Origin of the sequence: Phyllobacterium brassicacearum (assembly GCF_003010955.1) — a bacterium.
GTDB lineage: Bacteria > Pseudomonadota > Alphaproteobacteria > Rhizobiales > Rhizobiaceae > Phyllobacterium > Phyllobacterium brassicacearum.
Genome location: NZ_PGGO01000021.1, coordinates 46511 through 71158 on the forward strand (window position 1 = coordinate 46511; position 24648 = coordinate 71158).

At 57.7% G+C, this 24648-nt stretch carries 18 protein-coding genes and 2 pseudogenes; 12 read left to right on the forward strand and 8 right to left on the reverse strand.

Features of this window, described 5'->3' with window-relative positions; translation table 11 throughout:
* Nucleotides 1–20: 20 nt before the first annotated feature.
* A pseudogene (locus CU102_RS22400) lies at nucleotides 21–1779 on the reverse strand (tetratricopeptide repeat protein).
* Between the two features lie 339 nt (nucleotides 1780–2118).
* Nucleotides 2119–2794 (reverse strand): annotated as a pseudogene (locus tag CU102_RS30505) (adenylate/guanylate cyclase domain-containing protein); the annotation flags it as partial.
* 549 nt (nucleotides 2795–3343) lie between these two features.
* On the opposite strand from CU102_RS30505, the gene CU102_RS22415 reads away from it, so the two are divergent.
* Both CU102_RS22415 and CU102_RS22420 read left to right on the forward strand, forming a co-directional pair.
* Entirely contained in the window at nucleotides 3344–4744 is a 1401-nt protein-coding gene (locus CU102_RS22415; RefSeq protein WP_106713316.1) for a selenium-binding protein SBP56-related protein, read from the forward strand.
* 24 nt (nucleotides 4745–4768) lie between these two features.
* A complete protein-coding gene (locus tag CU102_RS22420) occupies nucleotides 4769–5437 on the forward strand; it encodes a hypothetical protein (RefSeq protein ID WP_106713317.1) in 669 nt (222 codons plus the stop codon).
* A 153-nt stretch (nucleotides 5438–5590) separates the two neighbouring features.
* Here CU102_RS22420 and CU102_RS30135 read toward each other — a convergent pair whose 3' ends face one another.
* Nucleotides 5591–5983 carry a hypothetical protein gene (locus CU102_RS30135; protein WP_210204792.1) on the reverse strand — a complete coding sequence of 131 codons (393 nt, stop codon included), beginning with the start codon at nucleotides 5981–5983 and terminating at the stop codon, nucleotides 5591–5593.
* Nucleotides 5984–6724: 741 nt separating this feature from the next.
* Here CU102_RS30135 and CU102_RS22430 point away from each other — a divergent pair.
* Both CU102_RS22430 and CU102_RS22435 read left to right on the forward strand, forming a co-directional pair.
* A complete protein-coding gene (locus CU102_RS22430) occupies nucleotides 6725–7546 on the forward strand; it encodes a nickel-binding protein (RefSeq protein WP_106713318.1) in 822 nt (273 codons plus the stop codon).
* Between the two features lie 548 nt (nucleotides 7547–8094).
* Nucleotides 8095–8622: a c-type cytochrome gene (locus CU102_RS22435; RefSeq protein WP_106713319.1), complete on the forward strand. Its 528-nt coding sequence runs from the start codon at nucleotides 8095–8097 to the stop codon at nucleotides 8620–8622.
* Between the two features lie 294 nt (nucleotides 8623–8916).
* Here CU102_RS22435 and CU102_RS22440 read toward each other — a convergent pair whose 3' ends face one another.
* On the reverse strand, nucleotides 8917–9825 hold the full coding sequence (locus CU102_RS22440; RefSeq protein ID WP_106713320.1) for a formylglycine-generating enzyme family protein: 909 nt from the start codon (nucleotides 9823–9825) through the stop codon (nucleotides 8917–8919).
* A gap of 139 nt (nucleotides 9826–9964) precedes the next feature.
* The gene (locus CU102_RS22445; RefSeq protein WP_106713349.1) at nucleotides 9965–12352 is read right to left on the reverse strand and encodes an arylsulfatase; all 2388 of its coding nucleotides are present in this window, start codon (nucleotides 12350–12352) and stop codon (nucleotides 9965–9967) included.
* Between the two features lie 307 nt (nucleotides 12353–12659).
* Here CU102_RS22445 and CU102_RS22450 point away from each other — a divergent pair, with 307 nt between their 5' ends.
* Entirely contained in the window at nucleotides 12660–12977 is a 318-nt protein-coding gene (locus tag CU102_RS22450) for a DUF1194 domain-containing protein (RefSeq protein ID WP_106713321.1), read from the forward strand.
* Between the two features lie 282 nt (nucleotides 12978–13259).
* Nucleotides 13260–14912, forward strand: a complete 1653-nt coding sequence (locus tag CU102_RS22455) for an arylsulfatase (RefSeq protein WP_106713322.1) — start codon at nucleotides 13260–13262, stop codon at nucleotides 14910–14912.
* A gap of 617 nt (nucleotides 14913–15529) precedes the next feature.
* On the opposite strand, the gene CU102_RS30510 is transcribed toward CU102_RS22455, so the two are convergent.
* A complete protein-coding gene (locus CU102_RS30510; protein WP_245425486.1) occupies nucleotides 15530–15817 on the reverse strand; it encodes a hypothetical protein in 288 nt (95 codons plus the stop codon).
* Between CU102_RS30510 and CU102_RS22460 the strand changes: the two genes are divergently transcribed.
* The 4 genes from CU102_RS22460 (at nucleotide 15732) to CU102_RS30520 (ending at nucleotide 19841) form a co-directional block, all read left to right on the forward strand.
* Nucleotides 15732–16964, forward strand: coding sequence for an alpha/beta hydrolase (locus CU102_RS22460; protein ID WP_245425485.1), 1233 nt, complete (start codon nucleotides 15732–15734; stop codon nucleotides 16962–16964). The genes CU102_RS30510 and CU102_RS22460 overlap by 86 nt on opposite strands.
* Nucleotides 16965–17006: 42 nt before the next feature.
* Nucleotides 17007–19430, forward strand: coding sequence for an arylsulfatase (locus CU102_RS22465; protein ID WP_106713324.1), 2424 nt, complete (start codon nucleotides 17007–17009; stop codon nucleotides 19428–19430).
* Nucleotides 19431–19491: 61 nt separating this feature from the next.
* Nucleotides 19492–19635, forward strand: coding sequence for a hypothetical protein (locus tag CU102_RS30515; RefSeq protein WP_245425479.1), 144 nt, complete (start codon nucleotides 19492–19494; stop codon nucleotides 19633–19635).
* A gap of 41 nt (nucleotides 19636–19676) precedes the next feature.
* On the forward strand, nucleotides 19677–19841 hold the full coding sequence (locus CU102_RS30520) for a hypothetical protein (protein ID WP_245425480.1): 165 nt from the start codon (nucleotides 19677–19679) through the stop codon (nucleotides 19839–19841).
* 550 nt (nucleotides 19842–20391) lie between these two features.
* On the opposite strand, the gene CU102_RS22475 is transcribed toward CU102_RS30520, so the two are convergent.
* Both CU102_RS22475 and CU102_RS22480 read right to left on the reverse strand, forming a co-directional pair.
* Nucleotides 20392–22287, reverse strand: coding sequence for an adenylate/guanylate cyclase domain-containing protein (locus CU102_RS22475; protein WP_106713325.1), 1896 nt, complete (start codon nucleotides 22285–22287; stop codon nucleotides 20392–20394).
* Nucleotides 22288–22343: 56 nt separating this feature from the next.
* A complete protein-coding gene (locus CU102_RS22480; RefSeq protein ID WP_106713326.1) occupies nucleotides 22344–22862 on the reverse strand; it encodes a SixA phosphatase family protein in 519 nt (172 codons plus the stop codon).
* 720 nt (nucleotides 22863–23582) lie between these two features.
* Here CU102_RS22480 and CU102_RS22490 point away from each other — a divergent pair.
* Together CU102_RS22490 and CU102_RS22495 are read left to right on the forward strand one after the other, a co-directional pair.
* Nucleotides 23583–24005, forward strand: coding sequence for a hypothetical protein (locus CU102_RS22490; RefSeq protein ID WP_106713328.1), 423 nt, complete (start codon nucleotides 23583–23585; stop codon nucleotides 24003–24005).
* Between the two features lie 229 nt (nucleotides 24006–24234).
* Nucleotides 24235–24573, forward strand: a complete 339-nt coding sequence (locus tag CU102_RS22495; RefSeq protein WP_106713329.1) for a hypothetical protein — start codon at nucleotides 24235–24237, stop codon at nucleotides 24571–24573.
* The last annotated feature ends 75 nt before the right edge of the window (nucleotides 24574–24648 follow it).

Here is a 24648-nt window from a genome sequence, read left to right on the forward strand (position 1 = left end):
CGCATGTCCTTGAACGGCAATCAGCGTTCGGGCAAGCCTGCTTGCCGCAAACCCTCGGCCATTTGATCTTCCCACTGCGGTATGTTTTGAAACCAGGGCAGCGCTCGATACCACTCGATTGTAAAGCCTGGCTCGGCCGCCAATAGCTTCTGCGCGGCCCATCGGGCGGTCTCCAAGTCTCCGCTCATCGCCGACCAGGCGGCGAGGTGGCGATAGGACCAGGTCACGTCAGGATAGCTGTTGATGACCTCCTGGGCTATCGCGATGGCCTGTGAAAGAGAACCTTCCATGGCCAAGGAAAAGGCCATCCCTAATCTCATGTTGAATGCGAGCGGATCTCTTGGGCTCAGGGTCATCCCACGCTGGAAGCGTTCCGGTGCGCGGGTGGCTTCGCCCTTGTAGATCGCGATCCAGCCCAGGCGCGCCCATGCCCAGGCATTGTTTGGATCAAGCGCAAGCGCCTTTTCGATAAAGGTGGTGGCGCGCTCCTGGTCGCCGCAGATGCTCATTGCCGCGCCGGCGGCAGTCAGCGCGGCTGGATCATCGCTGATCGAGCCTGTAGCTTCAACCGCTGCGCGCGCCTTTTCCAGCTCAGGTTCCGGTTGTTCGGTCCATAGGTAGGAGGCGTTTGAGGCGTGGCACCACGCCAAAAGTGCATGCGCGCGGCCATAGCCCGGATCGACGGCGATCGCTTGCCGAAGCAGTTCGATCGCCTGGTTGTTGGTATCCTTGCGGCGGCCCCAAAGGTTCGGGTAGGCGCGCAAAACGAGATCATAGGCCCGCAGACTGGTCGGCGGCTTGCGCTTGGCCAGCTCGATCTCGGCATCGCGGATGGCCGGATGAATGGCACCTGCCACCTGCGCCGCAATCCGATCCTGGAACTCGAAAATATCTTCGACTGCGCCCTCGTAACGATCGGACCAGATCTGGGTCCTTGTCTCCGCATCGACCAGTTGCACGGAAATGCGCAGTCGGTCGCCGCCCCGGCGAACGGTGCCTTCGACCACATAATTGACGCCGAGTTCCCTGCCGACTTCACGCACGTCGACGAAGCGTCCCTTGTAGGTGAATGCGGACTGTCGCGCGATTACAAAGAAATCCCGAACGCGCGAGAGCGCGGCGGTGATCTCCTCTACAACGCCGTCCACGAAATATTCGTCGCCCTGACCGCTGAGGTTGTCGAAGGGCATGACGACGATCGACGGCTGGTCCTTGCCACGGCGGACCGCAAGTGATGGCGCGGACGCGATACCGCCTCCGACAGGCGTCTCTTGCTGCCAATCGACCCGAAAGACGAAAATTGGACGGGGGATATTCTTCAAGCTCCGCTCGCCGAGGCTGGTCAGCGCGAACGGCACCTTGCCGTCGAGATGCTCGCGCACCGATGCGGAAATGCAGATGCCTGACGGAGTGGCGATCTCCTGCACGCGTGCCGCGATATTGACGCCGTCGCCGAGCAGATCGTCTCCCGACACAACGACGTCACCCAGATTGACGCCGATGCGGAATTCCAGGCGGCGATCGGGTGGGACATCTTCTGAGAGACTGAAAAGACGGCGCTGGATTTCTACTGAGCACCGGACGGCCTGAACAGCGCTTGGGAACTCGGCGACAAGGCCGTCACCTGCGCTACCGAAGATACGGCCGCCATGCTCGCTAACCAATTCGGCAATCCGACCGCGGCATAGATCGAGTGCGCGAACCGTACCCTCCTCGTCCAGCAAGGCGGCTGAAGCCGGCAACATCGGCCGAAAGGATGGCTGCAAGCTTTCGATCCATAGCGGTGACTGCTCCTAGGGCGCACGATATCGTTGGGCTTAATATGCGCCCATTTTCCCACATTCACAGATGTTTGTCGCCAGATCGGATGAAAGACCGTTTTTGGCATGGTCATGTCGTCCCCGCAGCCATGCTGCATGACACTGATCGGACCGCGTCTGCGCGCACGGTCAACCGCATGCTGGCAACCGGACGCCCGGATTCCGTCCGCCGCAAAAACAGACAGCCATGACCGATGACATCAAAGATTGAATTGCGCCTCCTCTCATATCCGCGCACCAACGCCGTAAGAATACAGTCGCGGATATCACTGCAACGAGGTGAAGTTGGTCATGGCCCGGACGCTTCCGACTGCTTGATCCGCTCATTGATATCGCCGATGAAGTCGAGACCACGATCGATCTGGATGCGGTCGTGGCGAGACGTTCACCTCAGCAAGCTGGATGCGGCCAGCCTTGCCGAACAGGTCGACGATCTTCTTCAACTGCGCCGTCTGCTCCGGGTAGCGATCAAAGACCGCCACGATCCGGTTCTTTGTCATCGTGCGCAGCCGCACGTAGAACATCCGTTCACGGAGGGCCACGCGCAACTCCCGGGCCTTGTCTCTAGGAGCCCAGGCTTCGGGAACGAGATCGGCTCTGAGCAGATGCGCCAGCTGATCGGAAGGTGCCCCGAAAAGGACGTGGAGCGCGTCACCGATGATCTTTGCGACTGTACCGTCATGGGCGAACACGATGTCGGTCATGCCAACGATATAATCATTGAGGAGCGGCCCGTGCACCTTCGGTTCGATCGCCTCCATGAGCGTAGTGAAGCCAGCCAGATCGGTAAAGAGCGAGGCAACCTCTCGGCGCGTGCCGCCAAGGTCGAGGACATTGGCGCTGCTGGCCAAGCGTTCTGCGAGATTGGGCAAAAAGTAACGGGAAAGCGACGCGCGCGCCTGCTCGGCCGCCGTCTGCCGGCGCTGCGCTTCGCGTAGTGCCTCCACGTGGTGGATCGTCTTGGCGATCGCCAGGCCGAATGCTCCTCGCCTTCAGGAGGAGTTCGAGTCCGCTCATCCCTGGAATGTTGACATCCGACAGTATGAGATTGTTCCGAACACGTCTGCGAGCAGTTTGGGACGGCGAGCGGCATTGTGTTTGTTGTTCGGCATGAGATCACGATCGAGATGAGAACTGCTCCTCTGTCTATCTCGAGACCGTTCAGAAGTTATCTTCGCACCAACGCCGGATGGGCATGAACCAGCCTGCCGTGTATTATGAGCGCCATCGTTATCCACCCATCATCGCTTATGCAGTGTGGCTGTATTACCGTTCCCGTTAAGCTTGCGCCCTCGTCAAGGAAATGCTTTTGGGTGCGGGTAACGCGCATGTCGCTCACAGAGCCTTTCGGCGAAACAAATCGAGATTGCAGTTCTCCAAAATCCGTGAGATTCTTCAAAGTCGCATGAAAATAGCGTGCGAACAACAAAGAGTCTCGACGTTTTCGGCGGGCATCCAAACGCATCACAGGTCGTGCCCCTGATTGTCTGACGGGCTGCTTAACCCGCCAAGGGAGGACGACAATGACTGTACGGCCAGACCGGACTTTCCACGCGACTGCCAAGCTCGCAATGCAGGCGCCAGTCGAAAATTTTGCCTACACTTTGATGTTGAGTCCCGACTTCTCTCAGCCTGATGGACTAGCAATCGTTGACGTAAACCCGAAGTCAAAGGACTACGGCAAGGTCGTCCATAGCGTGATAATGCCGAACAAGGGCGACGAGTTTCACCATTTCGGCTGGAACGCGTGCTCTTCGGCCCTTTCGCCGTTGAACGGTCACCCGTTTCTCGAGCGCCGGTTTCTGATCATCCCCGGTATTCGATCTTCGCGCATCTACGTAATAGACACCAAGGGCGGACCGACCAAAGCTAAAATCCACAAGGTCATCGAGCCAGAAGAAGTGTTTGCCAAGACGGGCTATTCCAGGCCTCATACGATTCACTGCGGTCCTGAAGGTATTTATGTCTCGACGCTTGGAGGCGGTGGCCCTGACGGCACCGACGGACCTCCCGGCATCTTTGTCATGGATTGCGAGACGTTCGATGTCATCGGGCGCTATGAGATCGATCGTGGGCCACAGGACAAGCAGTATGATTTCTGGTGGAACCTGCCACGCGACTACATGGTGTCGAGCGAATGGGCACTTCCGCCCCAGTTCGAGAAGGGCATCGTCCCGGAAGATCTCCTGTCGAACAAATACGGACACCGGGTGCATTTCTGGGATTTGCGCGAACGCAGGAACGTGCAGACCATTGATCTGGGAGCCAATCACCAGATGGCACTGGAAGTCCGCCCCGCCCATGACCCGGTCAAGGAATACGGTTTCCTTGGAGTGGTCGTTGACACGACAAGCCTTGAGGGATCGATCTGGACATGGTGGCGCGAAGACGGCAAATTTCATTGCGAAAAGACGGCGACTATCCCGCCCGAAGCAGCTGCGAAAGATGACCTGCCCCCGCTTCTGCGGGGCTTCGAGGCGGTCCCGCCGCTGGTAACCGACATAGACCTATCGCTCGATGACCGCTTCCTCTACGTAGCCTGCTGGGGGACCGGTGAGATGCGCCAATATGACGTGACCGATCCGATGAAGCCTAAGCTTGCAGGGTCCGTCCATATTGGCGGCATCACGCGCAAGACCAAGCATCCCGGCGGCGGCGACTACAGGGGCGGACCGCAGATGGTCGAGATCAGCCGCGATGGCAAACGCGTTTACTGGACCAACTCCCTGTATTCGACCTGGGACGACCAGTTCTATCCCGATGGTGTCCCGGCAGCCATGGTCAAGGCCAGTGTCGGCGAGAACGGCGGGATCATCCTGGACAAGGACTTTTATGTCAAGTTCCCCGAGGGGTATCGCTCGCACCAGATTCGTCTGGAAGGCGGCGATTGCTCGACGGATTCATTTTGCTATCCGTCGGTGTAACCGACTGCTCGGGTCAATGAAGCGATGAGCGAGTGGACGACGGCCGGGTATCTCTGGTTGGCCGTCATCGCCAGTGGCATTTATCACGGCGTCAACCCCGGCATGGGCTGGCCGTTGGCCGTCTCGGCCGGACTGTTAGACAGACGTGCCAGCGAATTGTTCCGGGCGCTCGGCCTTTTGGCAATGGGCCACTTTGTGGCGATGATTGGCATCCTGCTGCCCTTCGGCGCCATGATGACGCTGATTGTCTGGGAACAACAGATCCGCATCGCGGCGGGGTTTATCGTGATCGCAGCCGGGATCTATCTCTTGATCAACCGGCGCCACCCGCGTGTTCTTGCCCGTATCCCGCCGGCGCAACTGGCCTTGTGGTCCTTCGCGGCTGCCACCGCGCATGGCGCCGGGCTGATGCTGGTGCCGATTTATCTGGGCCTGTGCCAGGCAGGGGAACTGGATGTCGGACACCAAGCGGCTGCCACGCTCATGACTGGTAATCTGATCACCGCCGCCGCCGTCTCCGTGGTCCACGCGGCCGCCATGGTTGCAAGTGGCGGCGTTATCGCCATTGCCGTCTATCGATGGCTCGGACCCAAGTTCATCTCACAAAGCTGGTTCAATCTCGACATCGTGTGGGCCGCGAGCCTGATCGTGGTGGGGGGAATTGGGATCGTGAGTATCGGATTAGCTCAGTAGCCGCGAACAGTTCAAACGGTGCTGCCACGTTGTTTTGGCTTAAGAGATTGTCTCTAGACGGCTCGGCAAGAAACAGCCCATGATCAATAGCGACTACTCGTTAAGCCAAAAACAAGGTGACAGCACCCGATGAGGGGCTAAATCACGCTGGCATCATCCGGGACTCTTGGCCTCTTCTAAAAGCTTTATGAGTTCCTCCAATTTCCGGATTTCCTCATATTCCCTAGCAATGAGTTGCCTATTCATCTCAATGTCACCGCTGTCATCCTGAATAGTTTTTAGCTCATTTATTATCATCTCTGACGCGGCGATGTTCTGAAGATGCACGTTAATCCGGGCGTTATACGAGGCAATAGTCTCCTCAAGAGAATAGCAGAAATTCGGACGGTAGAATTGGGGGGACTTTTCGATTGTGGAAGAGCCGAACTGCCGCTCGACATGCTGGATGCGATGCAGGTCGTCGGTGGGCTGAGCGATGTGCACACGGTAGCCCCGCTTGTCCAACGCGAGATAGATGTCATTGGTGATAGAGAGTGCGCGAAGCAAAGCAGGTTCTGATGAAATCAGATCCGGCAGGATCCTCTTGTAGGGTCGGAGGAATTCACCACTTTTAACATCCCGTGTCTTTCGCAGGTGTTCTTCGACACCAAACAGCAGCGAATGACGAGCCGGACGATGAGGTTTCGGTACGGCCCTGGTCTTGCGCGCAGGGCCTTCTTCCAGCGCTCTTTTTTGTCGTGGTTTCGGGACTGACGGCGTTATCTCGATGGTGTCATCAGATGCCTCGGGGAGCGTTGGCAGCTCTGCCTGAAGCCCAAGGGATTTGCGGGTCCAGTATCCGGATCCGGGGTAGGGTACCCGATATTGCTTGCAGATGGCGGCCAGTGCCGTGCCGGAGATGCCGAGATCCGGGGCGACTTTACTCAGCGGCCTATCGCAGACTGTTGATAGAGCTCGAGACGTGTCAGTTGCATAGCGAAGGCGCCCAATTTCAAGTGTGACCGATATCGCACCACCGGGATACGGCGGGCAATATATTCCTCATGGTTCCCTGATTTATCAGCGCCTTAGACATCTTAATGACGGCGAAGCCGGTGATGACTAAAGACGACGCAGCAGGGCGGAGACCTGCGCCTCTCCAAGTTTGGCTCCTCGTTTGCTGATGGCTGCTTGTGTAGTACAATAACTTTTAGCCGGCGGAAGATCTTGACGGCTGAGCGATCACGAGGTGGCCGCATCATGTTTCGGTCGCCTGTATTATTGCGGCGAATCCAGTGGGAAGCGACAATGGCCATATTTATGGACCGACATGATCTCAAGGGAGTTACTGCGGCCGAGATTGCAGAAGCGCATCGCAAGGATCTGGAAGTTCAGGACCGCTATGGTGTAAAATTCCTGACATATTGGTTTGATGAACAGCGAGGCACAACTTTCTGCCTTATTGATGCGCCGGACCAAAGCACCGTGCAGTGCGTGCATCGGGAGGCGCATGGACATGTTCCGGGAGAAATCGTGGAAGTCGCCCTTTCTGCGGTGGAGGCATTCCTCGGCCGAATTCAGGATCCAGATCCGCCATCCGGCCGCTTCTCCGCAGGAGTGGATTCAGGACACCGAGCGATCATGTTCACCGACATGGTGGGGTCAACAGAGATGACTGAGCGTCTTGGCGATCGCAGAGCCACCGAGCTGGTTCGCGCTCATGATGCCATCGTGCGCAGGTGCCTGAGACATTCAGGCGGGCGCGAAATAAAGCACACCGGCGACGGTATTATGGCTTCCTTTGCATCTACACCTGAGGCTATTGGCTGCGCTACTGCGATCCAGCAACAATTTCTGCAGTTTAATAGCGGCAACTCAGAGCCGATTCATATTCGGATCGGCCTTGATTGCGGCGAACCGGTTGAGGACAGCAACGACCTTTTCGGCTCCACGGTCCAACTTGCCGCCCGCTTATGCTCGGCCGCCTCGGCCGACCAGATTCTCGTTTCCGAAAATATACGCCGGGAATGCGGACACCCGGATATCTTTAAAATGACAGAGCCACTGCGCCTCAAGGGTTTTGCTAGCCCTGTCTCTGCATTTGCATGCGTTTGGAATAATCGCGTGTAGCGTCCCTATTCATGCATCGTGGCTTGGCATTCGCTCATGGAAGCCGTCTGCAAACGCCGCGTTTGGACGTGCTCGGAGATCGTTGGGAGGCGACTTTCTATAAAAGACCGGACCGGCGCCGGCTGCGCTGATGAGCCTCAACATGCTGATCGAGACGGAAGGGCGAAACTACACACGAGCCGAATACTCGGCGTGGCTCGAGGAAGCCGGTTTCCGGCACATATTAAGGTTGTGGGGGCCGAGACTTCGCCATGTATAAGAAATGTCCGGATTGGCGGGGCAGTAGCATGATGAGCGTCAGTGCCGGATGCTCAAACCAAATGCCCGCCCGGAAGGGAATAGATTTTGATTGCTGAGATCCCGTCCCTGGAATCAGTAATTATCAATGCAATGACCAGATGCACGGCTATCCGGCGGACTCAAGCCTGAAAAACATCCAAGCCGTATGTGATGTGATCAACATCCCGTACGCTTATTGCAGAAGTCAAAAGCTACGCGGGCGCAAACGCATTGTGAAGCACGCGGGCTAAAATAGGAGGGAGAAAACGATGTTTCAAATCCCAATTCGATTTGCATTCTTAACCGCATCGGGCCTGGGGTTGCTATCGTTTGCGGCCATGGCCGACGACGCACAGATTACGCGGGGCGAATACCTCGTCACGATAAGCGGATGCAACGACTGCCACACGCCGGGTTACTTCTTCGGAAAGCCAGACCTGTCACGCTTTCTTGGCGGCTCGGATGTGGGCTTCGAGATTCCCGGTGTCGGTGTTGTTGTCGGCCCAAACATCACGCCTGACAAGGAGACCGGCATTGGTGGCTGGAGCCTCGAGCAAATTGTCACTGCTCTTCAGACTGGTCAACGGCCAGATGGTCGCCTCCTCGCCCCAATCATGCCTTGGCACGCTTTTGCGCATCTCACCAAGGATGACGCCATGGCGATCGCGGCATTTCTCCAAAGCGTGAAGCCGGTCAAAAACAAGATTCCCGACCCGGTTAAACCCGGCGAAAAGGTATCGACCTTTATGTTCCGGATCTTGCCGCCCGGCGAAACCGCAGCGGCGGCACCGAAATAGGGACAAGATTTGATCGCTTTGCGGCTGGAGCACCGGGCTCCGATCGCGATTTTTGCATGTGACCGAGCTCGGCAAAAAACCATGATGGCTCGTGATACTTGTCGGAAAAACCCGCGACCGCGTGGCGTTTTATCCGCATGCAACTGTGAGTATCGCACTACGGAGTATATTCCATCCGTCGTCGCAACCTACGAGCACGAACCGCCTTAGGTTCGCCTTTTGTGCTTCGAAAGTCGCATAATGACTCATGTGGAACCGCACCCTAACTCTATCGCCCGGGTCTGTTTGAAGTTGTCAGGATTGCCGCACGATGCAGCGGAATCCCACGTGGCACGTGGATGTATCGACAGGCTGCGCCATTCGGGCTGCGGGACGATAGCGCTGGCAATAATTCGGAGCGCAGAGAAACGAGCCGCCCTTCATGACTTTGCGAGGAATGGTGATCTCAGGTTGACGCGGATCAATGCTCTCTTCCCTCTTTCCACCTCGTGGGTTCTGAAGGGTGCAGCAGGGGCTGTCGATCTTGTTGTGCTCTTGATACCAGTCGGCGGTCCACTGCCAAACGTTGCCGGCCATGTCGTACAGGCCATAGCCATTTGGGGGAAAAGCGGTGACCGGCGATGTCCACTCATAACCGTCTTCAACCTTGTTCTGCGAGGGAAACTCGCCCTGAAAGGTATTCGCCACATGCTTGCCACCGGGCGCGAGTTCATCTCCCCAGACGAATTCTGCACCATCCAGTCCTCCACGCGCGGCAAATTCCCACTCGGCCTCGCTCGGCAATTCCTTGCCTGCCCATTTCGCGTAGGCCTCTGCATCCTCATACGCAACGTGCACGACAGGATGATCCGACCGCCCCTTGATCGAACTTGCAGGACCCCGTGGATGCCGCCAATCCGCGCCGCGCACATATGCCCACCAGTTGTAGTGATTGCTGAGATCAACACGAGTTTTGGGCTTGATGAACACCACCGAAGATGGTGCAAGCAATTCCGGCTTTGCGCCGGGATAGTCATCCGGATTTACCGCGCGCTCGGCCAAGGTGACATATCCGGTCGCCTCGACGAAGCCGGCAAATTCACGGTTGGTCACGGTGCACGCGTCCATCCAGAAACCGTCCACCTCCACCTTGTGGGCTGGTGCCTCTTCCGGATAGTGATGATCCGACCCCATGAGAAACGTGCCGCCAGGAACCCGCACCATATTTTTGAACGGAGGCTCCGCCGCTTCCACTCCTCGACCACCGATTGATCGATCCACTGCTTGAGCGTCGGCGACGGCAATAACAGGGCTATCCATCGCTCAACGCGCCTCCTCGAAGTCACTGCGTCCGGCCCGGTGCCTATGGCTGCAGCGCCACCTCCAGCTTCGCAATTTTGCCGTTAAACGGGAACGGCACCTGGTAATCCGTGTCCTCGACGCCTGTCCTTGTATCGACCCCCACGTCGAAGGTCTCATCCCACGGCATGAGGGCTGGAATCGTGTGCGGAATTTTCTCGTTAGCAACCTCATTACCGTCCACCTTAAGGATGCCAGTGCCGCCCTTGCCGAAACCGGGACCGTCGGACTTGAAGTCGAACATAATGGTATGCTTGCCGGGAGCCAAGGCGTCCGGGCCCTCCCAGCGGAAACGTTCCAAGTCAACGAAATTATAGAGGAAGACGGGCTTCCCCTTGAGCAGATAGAAACCATATCCACCAAAGCGGCCGCCCGTTGTGACCAGCATGCCTTCGCCACCATCCTGCGGTACGTCTACTTCCGCGGTGATTGTGTAGGATTTATTCACGATGCTCGGGGCATTGCTCGACGGAATGCCCGCGACCACGCCAGAATAGGTGAAGTCGTTGCGTCCGGCAGTCGTACTTGGCCGTGGTGTGAGGAGGCGCTCCAGGATCGAGTTATCCAGTGGGAAAACATTGTATTTCGCCGCCTCCATAAGAAACAGTTCCTGCATCTGATGCAGCTTGTCCGGCATCGTGGCAGCAAGGTCGTTGTTCTGCGAGAAATCCTCTGTGAGGTTGTACAGTTCCCATTTGTAGCCATCAACAACATCGGGCATCTTGGAGGTACCCATCAACCAGGGCGCAGCGGGCGGCGTGGTGCAGGCATACCAGCCGTCACTGTAGATGCCGCGATTGCCGAACATCTCGAAATACTGTGTCGTGCGTGCCGATGGAGCCTGGGTGTTGTTCCAGCTATAGGTCATGCTGACGCCTTCGATCGGTTTTTGCGCAACGCCGTTCACCATCACCGGGGTGGATATTCCGGCTGCCTCAAGAATAGTCGGAACGATATCGATCACGTGATGGAACTGACTGCGTATGCCGCCAGCCTCCTTGATCCGTGCCGGCCAGGCCATTGCCATGCCCTGCCTCGTGCCGCCGAAATGCGAAGCAACCTGTTTCGTCCACTTGAACGGGGTATCAAAAGCCCATGACCATGCCACGGACATATGAGGATAGGTCTTGTCGGAGCCCCAGACATCATAAAACTTCAACTGATCAGCGACCGGGATCTGCATGCCCTCGATGGTGATCAATTCATTGGGTGTACCGAGCGCACTTCCCTCGGCGCTCGTGCCGTTGTCGCCTTCAATGTATATGACGAGCGTATTGTCGAGCTTGCCAAGGTCGTCGACCGCCTGGATCACGCGGCCGATTTCATTGTCGGAATAGGCCACATAGGCGGCGAAAACCTCCGCCTGCCGCGCGAACAGCTTCTTGCTGTCTGCATCCAACGTATCCCACTTCGGTAAGTCATCCGGCCAAGGCGTCAGTTGGGTGTTGGCCGGGATAACGCCGAGCTGCTTCTGGTTGGCGAAAATTTGTTCGCGTAATTCGTTCCAACCCATATCGAACTTGCCCTTGAACTTGTCGATCCACTCCTGGGTCGGGTGGTGCGGCGCGTGGGTGGCACCCGGCACGTAATAAACGAAGAACGGCTTGTCAGGCGCAGCCGCGTTCAATTGCTTGATGTGGTCGATCGCGTTGTCGGCCTGGTCGGTAATGAGATTGTAGTTGGGCTTGCCGACCCAAGGGTAAACCTGAGTTGTGTTCTGGAAGAGATATGGCGTCCACTGGTTGCTGTCGCCGCCCATGAAGCCGTAGAAATAATCGAAGCCCATTCCTACCGGCCACTGATCGAAGGGACCGGCGCTGCTGTACTGAAAAGCCGGGGTGTTGTGGTTCTTGCCGAACCATGATGTAGCGTAGCCGTTCTGTTTCAGGATTTCCCCGATCGTGGCGTTGTTCACTCCGATGATTGAATCATAGCCTGGAAATCCGGTGGCTTGCTCGGAAATAACCCCGAAACCTGAGGAATGGTGATTGCGGCCGGTGATCAACGCGGCCCGCGTTGGCGAGCAAAGCGCGGTCGAATGAAACTGGGTGTAGCGCAGCCCCGCATTTGCCACCCGGTCCATCGCCGGCGTGGGGATGACGCCGCCGAATGTGCCAGCAACACCGTACCCCGCATCGTCGGTCATGATCAACAGGACATTGGGAGCACCCTTGGGGGGAACGATCTGTGGCGGCCAGTATGGTTTGGAGTTCTTCGCATCGAGACCGATTTGACCGCCGAAAGCCGGCGATGGGTTGGGGAGATATCTGCCGTCAATCGTTGTCGTCGCACTGGGCGAACCTGGCTGACCCGTGATCTCCTGGGCATTCGTTCTGTTTAAAGAAACGGCTGTCAAACTCAGTGTGGCAAGAAACAGTGTGCCAATGCGCATCATCGTCACGTCCCCCCTTTGACTTGTCTTTGCAGCGACGAACGTCGGTCCCTAATGACGCATAAACGGAGGGCCGACTCAAAACTACTGTTAGTGATAAGTATTAGCAGCGCAGCCGCGCTGAGCGGCCAAGGTAAGTCTGTTTCAGTTTGAGGACTATTACACTCCTCGCAATCGCTGGCGAGTACGTAACAGTAACTACGGCCGGTGTCCGGTCGATCACAGCGCCGAGGGCTGGTCGAACTATTGGCGCGCTCTTCGATTAGAACGCGGAGATTCCGCTTCGCGCGCAAGCCTTTCATGACCTATGCGCCGGCAAGCGGCTTCCTTACCTCTGGCACGCCAGCGCGCCGCGGAAATGGGGGTGACCATCAATGCACTGGTGGTGTCTGATGATGAGGGCGATCTTGCCAGCTATTACACAAAAAATGTGATCCTCGGAGCCAACGCATTCGTCATGGATATAAGACAGCATGCCGACTATTCGACCGCGATCAAAACGAAGCTGATAAGGGAACTGTCATCGCGGGCAGTGGCCACTCCGTCGGCAACACTGGGTCGCCGCAAGAAATCAACGCTGTATTCGAGCCATCCTGAACATGCTGGGCTCTATGGCAGATTTTGAGTCGATCGTGAACTGCGAGTTGGGTTAATCGACAACCGCAAAGGGTCGTTACCTGCGGCCGCAGCATACTTCATTGTAACCGTTACGTACTTGCGATGTTGGGGGATCCAGAGAGAATTGTTCCAGAGGGGCCGCGCATATTCCTGTTGTCGGCATCACGGCGCGCCCCTTTCGCACGGCTACATCCACTGAGCACAGATGCTACGGGGCGCATAACAAAGTCGTCTCGCCCGCAGGAAGGTGTCTCTCTGCCTTTGGCCTGACCAACGGGGAGAGACTGCAATGGCAGACAATTCGACACCCAGCAGGCGCGACATCCTGCTGACCGGCGGGTCATTGCTCGCCATGTCGGCGATCGGCACAATCACTAACACGGCGGCCACCACGTCCGCGACTGCTCAGGCATCGGGCAAGCAACCCAACATCGTCGTCATCATGGCTGACGATGTCGGCATCTGGAATATCGGTGCCTATCACCGCGGCATGATGGCAGGCCGCACACCGAATCTCGACAAGCTGGCCGCCGAGGGCATGCTCTTTACCGACTATTACGCCGAGGCAAGCTGCACGGCGGGCCGCGCAAACTTCATCACGGGAGAACTTCCCATTCGCACTGGCATGACCACTGTCGGACAGGCGGGCTCACCCATTGGCATTCCGGCAGCCGCGCCGACCCTTGCGACGGTACTGAAATCCATGGGCTATGCTACAGGACAGTTCGGCAAGAACCATCTCGGCGATCTCAATGAGTTCCTGCCGACAGTCCACGGCTTTGACGAGTTCTTCGGCTATCTCTATCACCTTGATGCGATGGAAGACCCTGCGCACCCCGGCTACCCGCAGGACCTCTTGAACGTTTACGGTCCGCGCAACATGGTTCACTCCTGGGCTACGGATGTGGACGACCCAACGGAAATGCCGCGCTGGGGTAAGGTCGGCAAACAGAAGATCGAGGACGCCGGCACGCTCTATCCCGAACGGATGAAAACGGTCGACGACGAAATCCAGAACCTGGCGTTCAAGTTCGTCGACAAAGCGCAAGCCGACGGCAAGCCATTCTTCCTCTGGCTCAACCCCACACGCATGCACATCGTCACCCACCTCTCGGACAAATATGAAAAGATGCGCAACTCCGAGAATGGCTGGACCATCCACGAGGCCGGAATGGCCCAACTGGACGACATCGTCGGTGCCACCATGCAAAAGCTCAAGGACATGGGTGTCGATGACAACACCATCGTCATGTTCACCACCGACAATGGTACCGAGAACTTCACATGGCCGGATGGCGGCCAGACCCCGTTCTACGGCGGCAAGGGCACGACCTATGAAGGCGGCTTCCGCGCACCGGCAATGATCCGCTGGCCGGGGCACGTTCCCGCCGGTTCGATCGGCAACGGCCTGTTCTCAGGGCTCGACTGGTTCCCCACCTTTGTTACCGCCGCCGGCGACCCGAACATTGTCGTCGAGCTGAAGGCCGGCAAGGAACTCAATGGGCAGAACTACAAGGTGCATCTCGACGGCTACGACCAGACCAGCATGATTACCGGATCGGGCAAATCAAACCGCCACGAGATCTGGTATTTCGCCGAAAGCACACTCGGCGCTGCCCGCATCGACGACTTCAAATACACCTTCAAGGAACAGCCGGGCGGCTGGATCGGTGACACGGTGACACTTGGCGTTCCGACCGTTGTCAATCTACGCCTCGATCCGTTCGAGAGGACGGCATTTTTCAAGGGAGCCATTGGATCCCTCGAATATTTTGAATGGTACAAATTCGAGTTCTGGCGTTTCGTTCTCGTTCAGGCGAAGGTGGAGGAACTGGGTAAATCCGCCATCGACTTCCCGCCAATGCAGGCGGGAGCGAGTTTCGGGCTCAGCGCTGTCAAGGAGCAGATCGCCGAGGCCATCAGGAAACAACACGGGCAATAAGAAAGGCAACGATACTTCGAACGGCTCTCAATGAGCCGTTCCTTTTGTCCGCAATCGCAGTCGGCGACGGCGACCTGACGGCGTCAGCAATCGACGGTCACACGAAATCGAACAGGGACTTTAGATATCGTTATGAAATGGCATTGTGGCTATAAAATTAGGCATTTAGGAGTGTTCTAGTGGCTCTTGCTACCTCACCGGCTTGGAAGCCTTACACCATTCGCTGGCAGAGTGTGGCCCTAGCCATTCCAAACGTCATTGTAGAATTTTTGTCCCCATCGCGGGGAAATAGTCGCCGACGACCGTTGCCGCCTCTCTTTCCCGGTGGACAGATGAAAATGGTGCTTAGTGGGTGTTGGCGCTGGGGTGTATTCTGGTCTCCTGACTGCACATTTGCCGCCAAGGCCCGCAGTCAGTTTGGGGAGGAGCATCGCAGAACGGCCCAGAATTTCTCCCAGGGCCGTTCGAGCTCCTCCCGCTCTTTGCTTAACAGAGGTTCCCAGTATCTCACCTCTTTTTTCTAACGCGATCCGCCCAATCCACCACTCCCCGCATAGTTACAGTTACGTACTTGTTAATTGCCCACTGTAGGAATTCACTGGCCGAAATAATCACGATCAAACGGGGGATGGGTCAATGAAGATGACCACCATAACACGCAGGGCGTTGCTCTGCGGGATCGCGCTCATCCCGGCTCGTCTATTACTGTTAAGGCTGTGACCGCCAATGCCATCGAGCAACAGGAGCAGTTGTAAGCCCAGCGGCCCGGCATTCTCTGGTTTCGGGTTGTTGCGATGGGCTTTGATCGGTGCGTTGATCATCCTTGCGTCGGGATGTGCTGGTCGTCCGAAAAACGTGCTGCTGCCCGTGGCCGACACCGTCCCATCGTCCAGCAGGGTTGACATGCTGGTGGCGACAACGCGCGGCCGCTCTTCGGTTCCGGGAGAGATGTTTACGGGGGAGCGCGGGCTGACGCCGGCATTCGCGGACATAACCGTGTCGATCCCGCCCAAGAACGCCCGCAAGGCAGGCGAGGTCGCCTGGCCAAAGAGGCTTCCTGCCAATCCGGCGACCGATTTCGCAACATTGAAGGCTGACGAAATGACCGTGGATGCAGCCAAGAAATGGCTTACCACATCCGTCCGGAAGAGTCCCGATCGCAGCGTGCTTGTCTTCATCCACGGCTTCAACAATCGGTTTGAGGATTCTGTCTATCGTTTTGCCCAGATCGTTGAGGATTCCGGTGTGCACAGTGCGCCTGTTCTGGTGACATGGCCGTCGCGCGGCAGCCTGCTCGCCTACGGATATGACCGCGAAAGCACGAATTATACGCGCAACGCGCTGGAGAATTTGTTCCAGTATCTGGCGCGCGATGCCGAAGTGAAGGAAGTCTCGATTATTGCGCATTCGATGGGCAACTGGCTCACCCTGGAATCGCTGCGCCAGATGGCGATCCGCAATGGCCGGTTACCGGCGAAATTCAAGAACGTCATGCTGGCGGCTCCCGACGTCGATGTCGACGTGTTCCGTTCGCAGATTGCAGATATGGGAAAACAGCATCCGCAGTTCACCCTGTTCGTCTCCCGTGATGACCGCGCGCTGGCAGTTTCACGCCGGGTTTGGGGAGACGTGCCCCGACTTGGATCGATCGATCCCGAACAGCCGCCATACAAACAGGAACTCGAAGCCAACAAGATCGCTGTGATCGACCTGACGAAGGTCAAAGCGGGTGACGATCTCCATCACAGCAAGTTCGCCGAATCCCCGCAGATCGTGCAGCTTATCGGTGCCCGTATCTCCGACGGCCAGACGCTGACGGACAACCGGGTGGGCCTTGGCGACCAGATTCTTGCAGCGACAACCGGAACGGCGGCGGCGGCCGGAAACGCGGCTGGTCTGATCCTTGCCGCTCCCGTGGCTGCCGTCGATCAAAATACCCGAGACAACTACGCAGACCAGATCGTCACATTGAGAGGGGCGAAGGGCGGAGGCAAAAGGACGGCCCGCGTTGACTGCGGTGCCAAGACTTCGCCGACCAAGAGGTGCGACTGAATCCGGCGGGTTGACCAACAAGAGCTATCAAGGGAGGGCACTATGAAAATCGGTCGCAACTTGCTCGCGGGAGCGGCTCTTCTCGCCTTAGGTAGCATTTCAGCGCCGGCACAGGAGGTGACAGGCGTCCCCGGTTCGCCGGGAGCCACCACCACAATCGACGGAAAGCAGCTTCCGCCTCCAGCTCCGAAATTCGGTGGTGTAATCAAGGAGAAGGCCTCCGACTCGCAGCCCTGGTGGGCACCGCGCGTCGTTCCGCCCAAGGGAGCACCCAACGTGCTGCTGATCATGACGGATGACCAGGGTTTCGGTGCGCCAAGCACCTTCGGCGGGGTCATTCCCACTCCTGCCATGGATCGCGTCGCAGAGAGGGGATTGCGCTTTACTAATTTCCATTCGACGTCGCTCTGCTCGCCAACGCGGGCTGCTCTGATCACGGGACGCAACCATCATTCTGTCGGATCCGGGGTGGTCGGCGAAATAGCGACTGGTTTCCCTGGCTACGATTCGATCATCCCGATTGAGAAAGGCACGATCGGCACCATCCTCAGGGAAAACGGATACGCGACGTCGTGGTTCGGCAAGAACCACAACACGCCGTCCTATCAATCGAGCCAGGCCGGGCCGTTCCATCAATGGCCGACTGGCATGGGCTTCGACTATTTCTACGGCTTCGTCGGAGGCGATGCCAGCCAATGGCAGCCGAACCTGTACCGCAACACGACAGCCATCTATCCCTTCGAGGGCAATCCCGGCTGGAACATGGAAACGGCAATGGCCGATGAAGCCATCCAATACGTCAGGCAGCTCAAGGAGATTGCGCCCGGCAAGCCTTGGCTCGTCTATTATGTGCCTGGAGCCACCCATTCGCCGCATCACCCAACCCCGGAGTGGCTCAAGAAGATCAGCGACATGCACCTGTTCGATGATGGGTGGAACAAGCTGCGCGAGACGATTTTTGCCAACCAGAAGCGGCTGGGCATCATGCCCGAAAACGCCAGGCTGACGCCGTGGCCGAAGGGACTGCCGGAATGGGATTCCCTCAGTTTCGAGGAGAAAAAGCTTTTCATCAAGCAAGCCGACGTCTATGCCGCCTACCTTGCCTATGCGGACAACGAGATCGGCCGGATCATTCAAACGGTGGAGGACATCGGCGAACTCGACAACACCCTCATCATCTACATCGGTGGCGACAACGGCGCGAGTGCTGAGGGCATGCTCAACGGCACACCGAACGAGTTCACCACCTTCAACGGCGTATCGGTGCCGGTCAAGGACCAGTTCCTCTGGTATCCGTTCTGGGGATCGGAGCGGACGTTCCCGCATTTTGCGGCGGGCTGGGCGTGGGCGATGGACACGCCGTTCAAATGGGTGAAACAGGTGCCGTCGCACTTCGGCGGAACCGCTCAGGGCGTGGCAATGTCCTGGCCCGGCCACATCAGTGACATAGGGGGCATCCGCCGCCAGTTCCACCACGTCATCGACATCGTGCCGACCATCCTGGAGGCGGCCGGCATCCCGGCTCCCGATACGATCAACGGTATCAAGCAGCGCCCCATCGAAGGCGTGAGCATGACGTACGCGTGGGACAAGGCGAACGCGAATGCCCCGACTCAGCACACGACGCAATACTTCGAGATGCTCGGCAACCGCGCCGTCTATAATGATGGTTGGGTGGCGGCGACGACACCGGCGACGCTCCCTTGGGAACTGAGCACGGCTACCCCCCCGGATGTGATGACCGGGTACACCTGGGAACTCTACAACGTCGACGAGGATCCCACCCAGTTCGACGACCTGGCCGCCAAGATGCCCGACAAGCTCAAGCAGATGCAGGACCTCTTCTCCTCCGAGGCGAAGAAGTACAACGTGCTGCCGCTCGACAATTCGACCCTTGCGCGCTGGAACGCCCCGCGCCCCAATCTCACGGCGGGACGGACTGACTTCACCTATACGGGCGAACTCAGCGGCGTGCCGAAAAGCGCTGCGCCGAGCATCCTGAACAGATCCTATACGATCACGGTCGAGGTCGAGATACCCGATGGCGGCGCGGAAGGCATGATCGTCACCGAAGGCGGACGTTTCGGCGGTTACGGCCTCTTCCTGAGCAAGGGAGACTTCGGCGTTGGCAGGGGGCGAGTGGTTTTCCTCTACAACCTTCTCGACCTCAAGCGCACGATTTGGGAAGGGCCCGAACTGGAACCCGGCAAGCACACCATCGTTTTCGACTTCAAGTCCGATGGTCCCGGTTTGGGCAAGGGAGGTACCGGCGTACTGTCCGTGGACGGCAAGGAGGTGGCGACGCAAGCGCTGGAGCACGGCACCCCGGTGACGTTCCCGGAGGACGAGACCTTCGATATCGGGCGGGATACCCGCACCGGGGTGGCGTTGGTCGAGTATCGCTACGACGCTCCGTTCGAGTTCTCCGGCACGATCGACAAGCTGACCTTTCAACTGGAGCCGTAACATGAGACGAAGTCGTTGCTCTAAAGTCTGTCAACTTTACGATAAACTGGTGGTCTAGTCGATGAAATGGGCACTCACGGTCGCCGCTGGCGGCGAAGCCGCTACCGGGCTGGCGCTCTTGATTGTTCCGTCGGTTGTCGGAGAGTTGTTGCTCGGCGAGGCGCTGACGGTCATTGCGACTTCCATTGCCGCGTGGCCGGCATAGCCCTGATTGCGCTGGCGGTCGCTTGCTGGAGGAACTCGCCCTTGGTCGGGATGTTGACCTACAGCATAGTCGTCATGCTCTATCTTGCGTATCTCGGTTTCGCAGGCGGATTGACAGGTGTCCTCCTATGGCCCGCAGTCACGCTTCATGCAATATTGTCGATCCTTCTCGGGCGCGCCTGGCTCGCCGCCCCTGAGGCCAGATGAACCAGTTTTTGGTTGTCATTGAATGACCTCTTCTGCCGCTAAGCGGTCATCTCATAGTGGCCGCTTCTGGCGGATACTGTTGAAAAGTCCGTTTTCTACGACGTCTGATTTTTTGGAGGGCCGTAGAGGTCGACACAGAAAATTGACGTGGGGGACCTGCCAGTTTTGCGATCAAGCGGCGCCCCGAGTTTGGACTTTTTCAATAGTATCGGCGCTGCGGACATTCACCAAAGTCCGCTTAGCGCCCGCTTTAGAATCACAGAAAATGGAACGGTGACGAATGATTGGTTTTCACACCCATGCGGGGCTCTGGGATATCGGGCTAGCTTGCCCGCTATGCCCATGTTCCCGTTCTGTGCTCAGAAAATCGCATAATGTCTCATCCGGAACCACATCCAATAGGGCAATCTTCGGTTCGAATGCGCTCAAGGCGATCGTTATACCGTTATACCTGCTTCTGGGCCCGAAGGCGACCTTCCGTAGGTCGAGCCGAAGGTCTGCAAAGGGGACAATTCGCTTCGCGGTGCACGCGGCGGCAACAACCGTTTAGCTAGTGCAGTCTGAAAACGTTTGTCATCTCGTGCCGTCCGCGCAATACACGCTGGCCGACGGATAGTGGCGAGCTTCCAGATCGCGCAGATCGATACACGACGTCGCTGACCAGAACGACCGCTTCGTCATCGTCGGTCATGCACTCTTTGGCGACCTCCTCGATGCGTTGCGCCGTGTTCACAACATCTCCGACGATGGTATAATTGATACGCCCCGGAGCCCCAATGTTCCCGACCATTGCAGGGCCAGCATGTATGCCTATCCGGATTCTCATGGGTGGCAGGCCAAGTGCCCTTCGACGCCGATTGTCGCCAACAATCGCGGCCGCGATCGCGCTCGCTGCACGACAGGCTCGGGCGGAATGATCCAGCTGCAATTCGGGCGCTCCCCAAAATGCCATTAACGAGTCGCCGATGTACTTATCTATTGTGCCTCCTTCAGCCTCCACGCAGGCGGCGAGCAGCCGGAAATGGTCATTGAGGAACGTCGCCGCATCGGATGCGGACAGCCGCTCGGCAAGGCTCGTGAAGTCGACAATGTCGGTGAACAGCACCGTGACGTCTCGCTCTACAAGCGCTGTCGCCTGCTCGCCCTGCGCCATCAACTGCTTGACCAAGCGTCGAGGCACATAGGTCTCGAACCAGTGTAAGACCGCGACGAGCGCGTTGTAAGCCCGGATTGCCTCGTCCAGTTCGCGAAGACGACTGCCTGCGAGCGGGCGGGCAGAAGTGAGATCGAGCGTGCGAATTGCCGATGTTGCGCGCGCCAGACGCAATATCGGCTTTCCAATCGCATAGCCGACCAGCCACGCGCCAGCGACAGCAGCAAGAACGGCCGCCAGCCCCAGCCACGCTGCGAACTCGAGCCGGCGGACTTCACTGCCAAGTTCATCGAGCGGCAGATAACGGCCGACCACCCAAGGCTGGTCGCTATATCCTGGGATGTCGCGGTAGATGAAGACATAGGATGTTCCATCGACCGTGACGATTTGGCTTTTCGAAGAACCTGCAAAGGGGACCGCGCCCGCCTGAGGGTTCCAGATCGACGCGAGCACCCGATCCCCGATCTCGCTCACTTCCGGAAGGGGCTTATCGCGCTTGAACAGCTGAGGATTGTGCGCAAGTGCTGCGTGGGCGAGGACATGGTTGCGGCCGAGAAGTATGAAAGCACCGACGTCTGACCCAGCGGGCGAGTCGGCGAGGAAACGTGACAATTCCGCGACCGTGACCGTGGTCAACAAAATCCCGAGAAAAGAACCCTCATGACGCAGGGGGGTGCGAACGTTGACGAGAGGCTGGTTCAGCCGATCACTCCACAGAAGTTCTCCCCAGACGGGGTGACCTGCACTTCGAGCCATCTCAAACGCTTCGTCAAGTCCGGGCACGGTTCGCATGTCGATCTTTCGCATGATGACATTGTCGCCATGGCGTTCGACACGTAACTGCTTCAAATCGGTGCGGATGACTGCGAGCGCAGCGATCTGTGGGATGCCGGCGAGTGCCGCACGAAGTTGGCTCAGAGAGGCAGCTTCATCTTGCGGGTCGATATCGCCGTCGTGGAAAAGTTTGGCCAAGAATTCGGATTGGTCACGGGCTGGATCGAGGTGCAATCGTGTCCGGTCTACGATCGTGTCGATAATTCTCTCACTGAGGTTGCCCGCTAGTGCGATCGTGTTTTGGCGGCCGCTTTCCAGGGCGAGAATGAGCGCCGCTGCGATGACGGCGATGATGACACCAAATGTGATGGCCAATGCAACGCGTATGGGGACGCTCTGCGGACGCCCCGATGCTTCCTCGCCGCTATTGGGCGGAGCCTTGTCGACGCCTGCAGATCTCGCCCCGGGAAGGAATATCCGGGCAAAAAACCTTCGCAATTTCAGACCGATCATGGACATCCGACGAACACCGCCCGCGAGGTCGCTCGCTTGATGTATTGAGCTCAGCTTCAGTCTTAGTAGTGAAGGTGCAGCACAATCGGTGCTTGATCCCCCCTCGGGACAACCACAAACAGGTTGTCATACGCACTTCGTTCAATCTTGATTTCCTCGGGATATCCGAGCGCCTTGAGAATCTCTGGGATAGTGCTCCAATGCCCCACAACGAGCACCCTGTCCTTGCCGTTTTCTGAGTGGAGCAGACGAACCAAACCGTCACTGTCCTCATAGGAATGAACACGAATTTCAAGTCCACGAGCCTTGGCGAGATGCTCGGCCGTCTCGACTGTCCGCCTTGCTTGCGTGGCATAGATGGCGCTGATGCCGGCGTCTTTTAATCGCTCAGCCAGCATCGTGGCCCGCTGTTGTCCGGACTGCGACAGCGGAGTTTCGTCGAGAATCTCATCCAGGTTCAATGTCGATGGTGGATCACTGTGCCGAACGATGTAGATCACCTCCTGCGCATTGACTGAATGGGGCAATACGAGGATGCCGGCAGCTAAACCGAACAGCAATCGGATGGCCGTAACTCCCATGCTGTTTTTCCCCGTGGTCACTTCTCCCAGACGAAACTCGATTGTAGCATGCAAGGCAGGTTACAGATAGGCAGTTGGCTCGTCCCATGTCCGGTCGCAACAGGGGATCGGAGCTCCGGCAGCCAAAATCCGGACCGATAACAGCTACGTGCTCCAAAGCGGCTTAGCGGACGGGTAGACAAACGTCTGCCCATGGCGCGAAGCGGAAATTAAGTCGGCATTATTGCCGCAGGGATTAGCTGTTTCGGCTAGAACTCAACAGGCGTCATTCGCCCGAAAAGGTCGATAAGCGCTATAACCCTTCCCGATTTGGTGATCTCCTGAACAACGCCTCCAAACATTGGAACGGGTTCATGTTGTCCGTTACCAAAATGCCCCTGTCTTTTAGGAACTCCGTTTCTGTTTTCGCCTGTTCCTTGCGATGGATGGGAGCGGCGCGGGTGTCATCGAAATGCATGTCGACGTCGGCGAAATAGGTCGCTCCGACTATCGCGGCATGAGCGGGTCCTTCTCCCGTGGATCGAAAGTCCGGTGTTGGGCCCGAAGCGGTCATCAACCCCGGCTGCTGCGACACGCCTCGCACAAACGAACCCAGAAGTTTGTGAAACTCCGCAGTCTCTCGCGACCACGTGCGCATATGGGCTCGTTGACTCTTGACCGCACCGGCCCAATACTTATGGGTTGGCCCTAATTTCCAACAATTTGGCTAGGGAGGAAGCAATGGAAATCGTCAATCGTAGATCCGCACTCGCACTCGGCCTTACAATGGCTGCAACGCCTCTGATCGTTTGGGCGACACCAGCAGCCCCCCAGACTTACGGTCCCGATGAGGGCAAGGAGCTCGCCCCCGGTGTCAGAGAAATAGCGCTAGGCGAGCGGGCATCAAACATAAAAGCCTATGCAATGGTCAAGCTGCGCGATGTTGTTATCCAACCCGGGGCGAAGACGCCGGACAACATGATGGCGAACGACATGCTCTGCCACATGACTGAGGGAGAACTGTCAGTCGTTCAGAACGAAAAAAAGTTCACAGTCAAGAAGGGCGAGGTTTGGACCTGCGCTAAAGCCGATACGACAGAAGGCACCCAGAACACGAGCAGTGCGGTCGCGATCATGCGGGTCATCGATTTGATGCCTGCATGAGGGAGGCGACGCGTCGAAGTGCGGCAGCGGCAGCCCTAAAAAGGGGAGCCGGGGGTGTCGTTGCCGTTATGCGGGCGATTTCTATGAAGGCCGCATAACCGGGAGCCTAAGCTCCTCCACCTTTCGAGCTCAGCGTATGCCGATGGTAATCTTAAAGCCGAAATCTGCCTTAGAATCAGACACTCTGTTCAGATCTGGACATGACGCGGAAACAGGATAGCATGACCTCATGAACAGACTTGCCCGCATTTTCGCAATTGTTCTGCTCGCGGTATTTGCCGCGGGCACTGTCGCGGATGCGGCGAATGTGACGAGCATGTCCCTTGCCATGTCCCCCGCCGCGATGGCCGACGGAGACATGGGCGACTGCGATGGCTGCCCTCCTGGCAATGAGGGCAAAGCCTCCCGCTGCGGTCAGATCTGTCTTGCACCATTCGCCGCAATTCCGGCAGCCGCAGGATTTGAGCTTGCCGTTATGGCGGCCGATGTTGCAGCTTCGCCGGCGGAAGAAATAACCGGCAGCAGCGGTCTGCCCGACCCGCCTCCACCTCGAACCATCGTGCTTTAGTCGACGTCGGCCGGGGATGCCCCGTTGCCGGCGCCAACGACCATGCGCGGCGGATTCTTCTGTCGTCTGTGATCG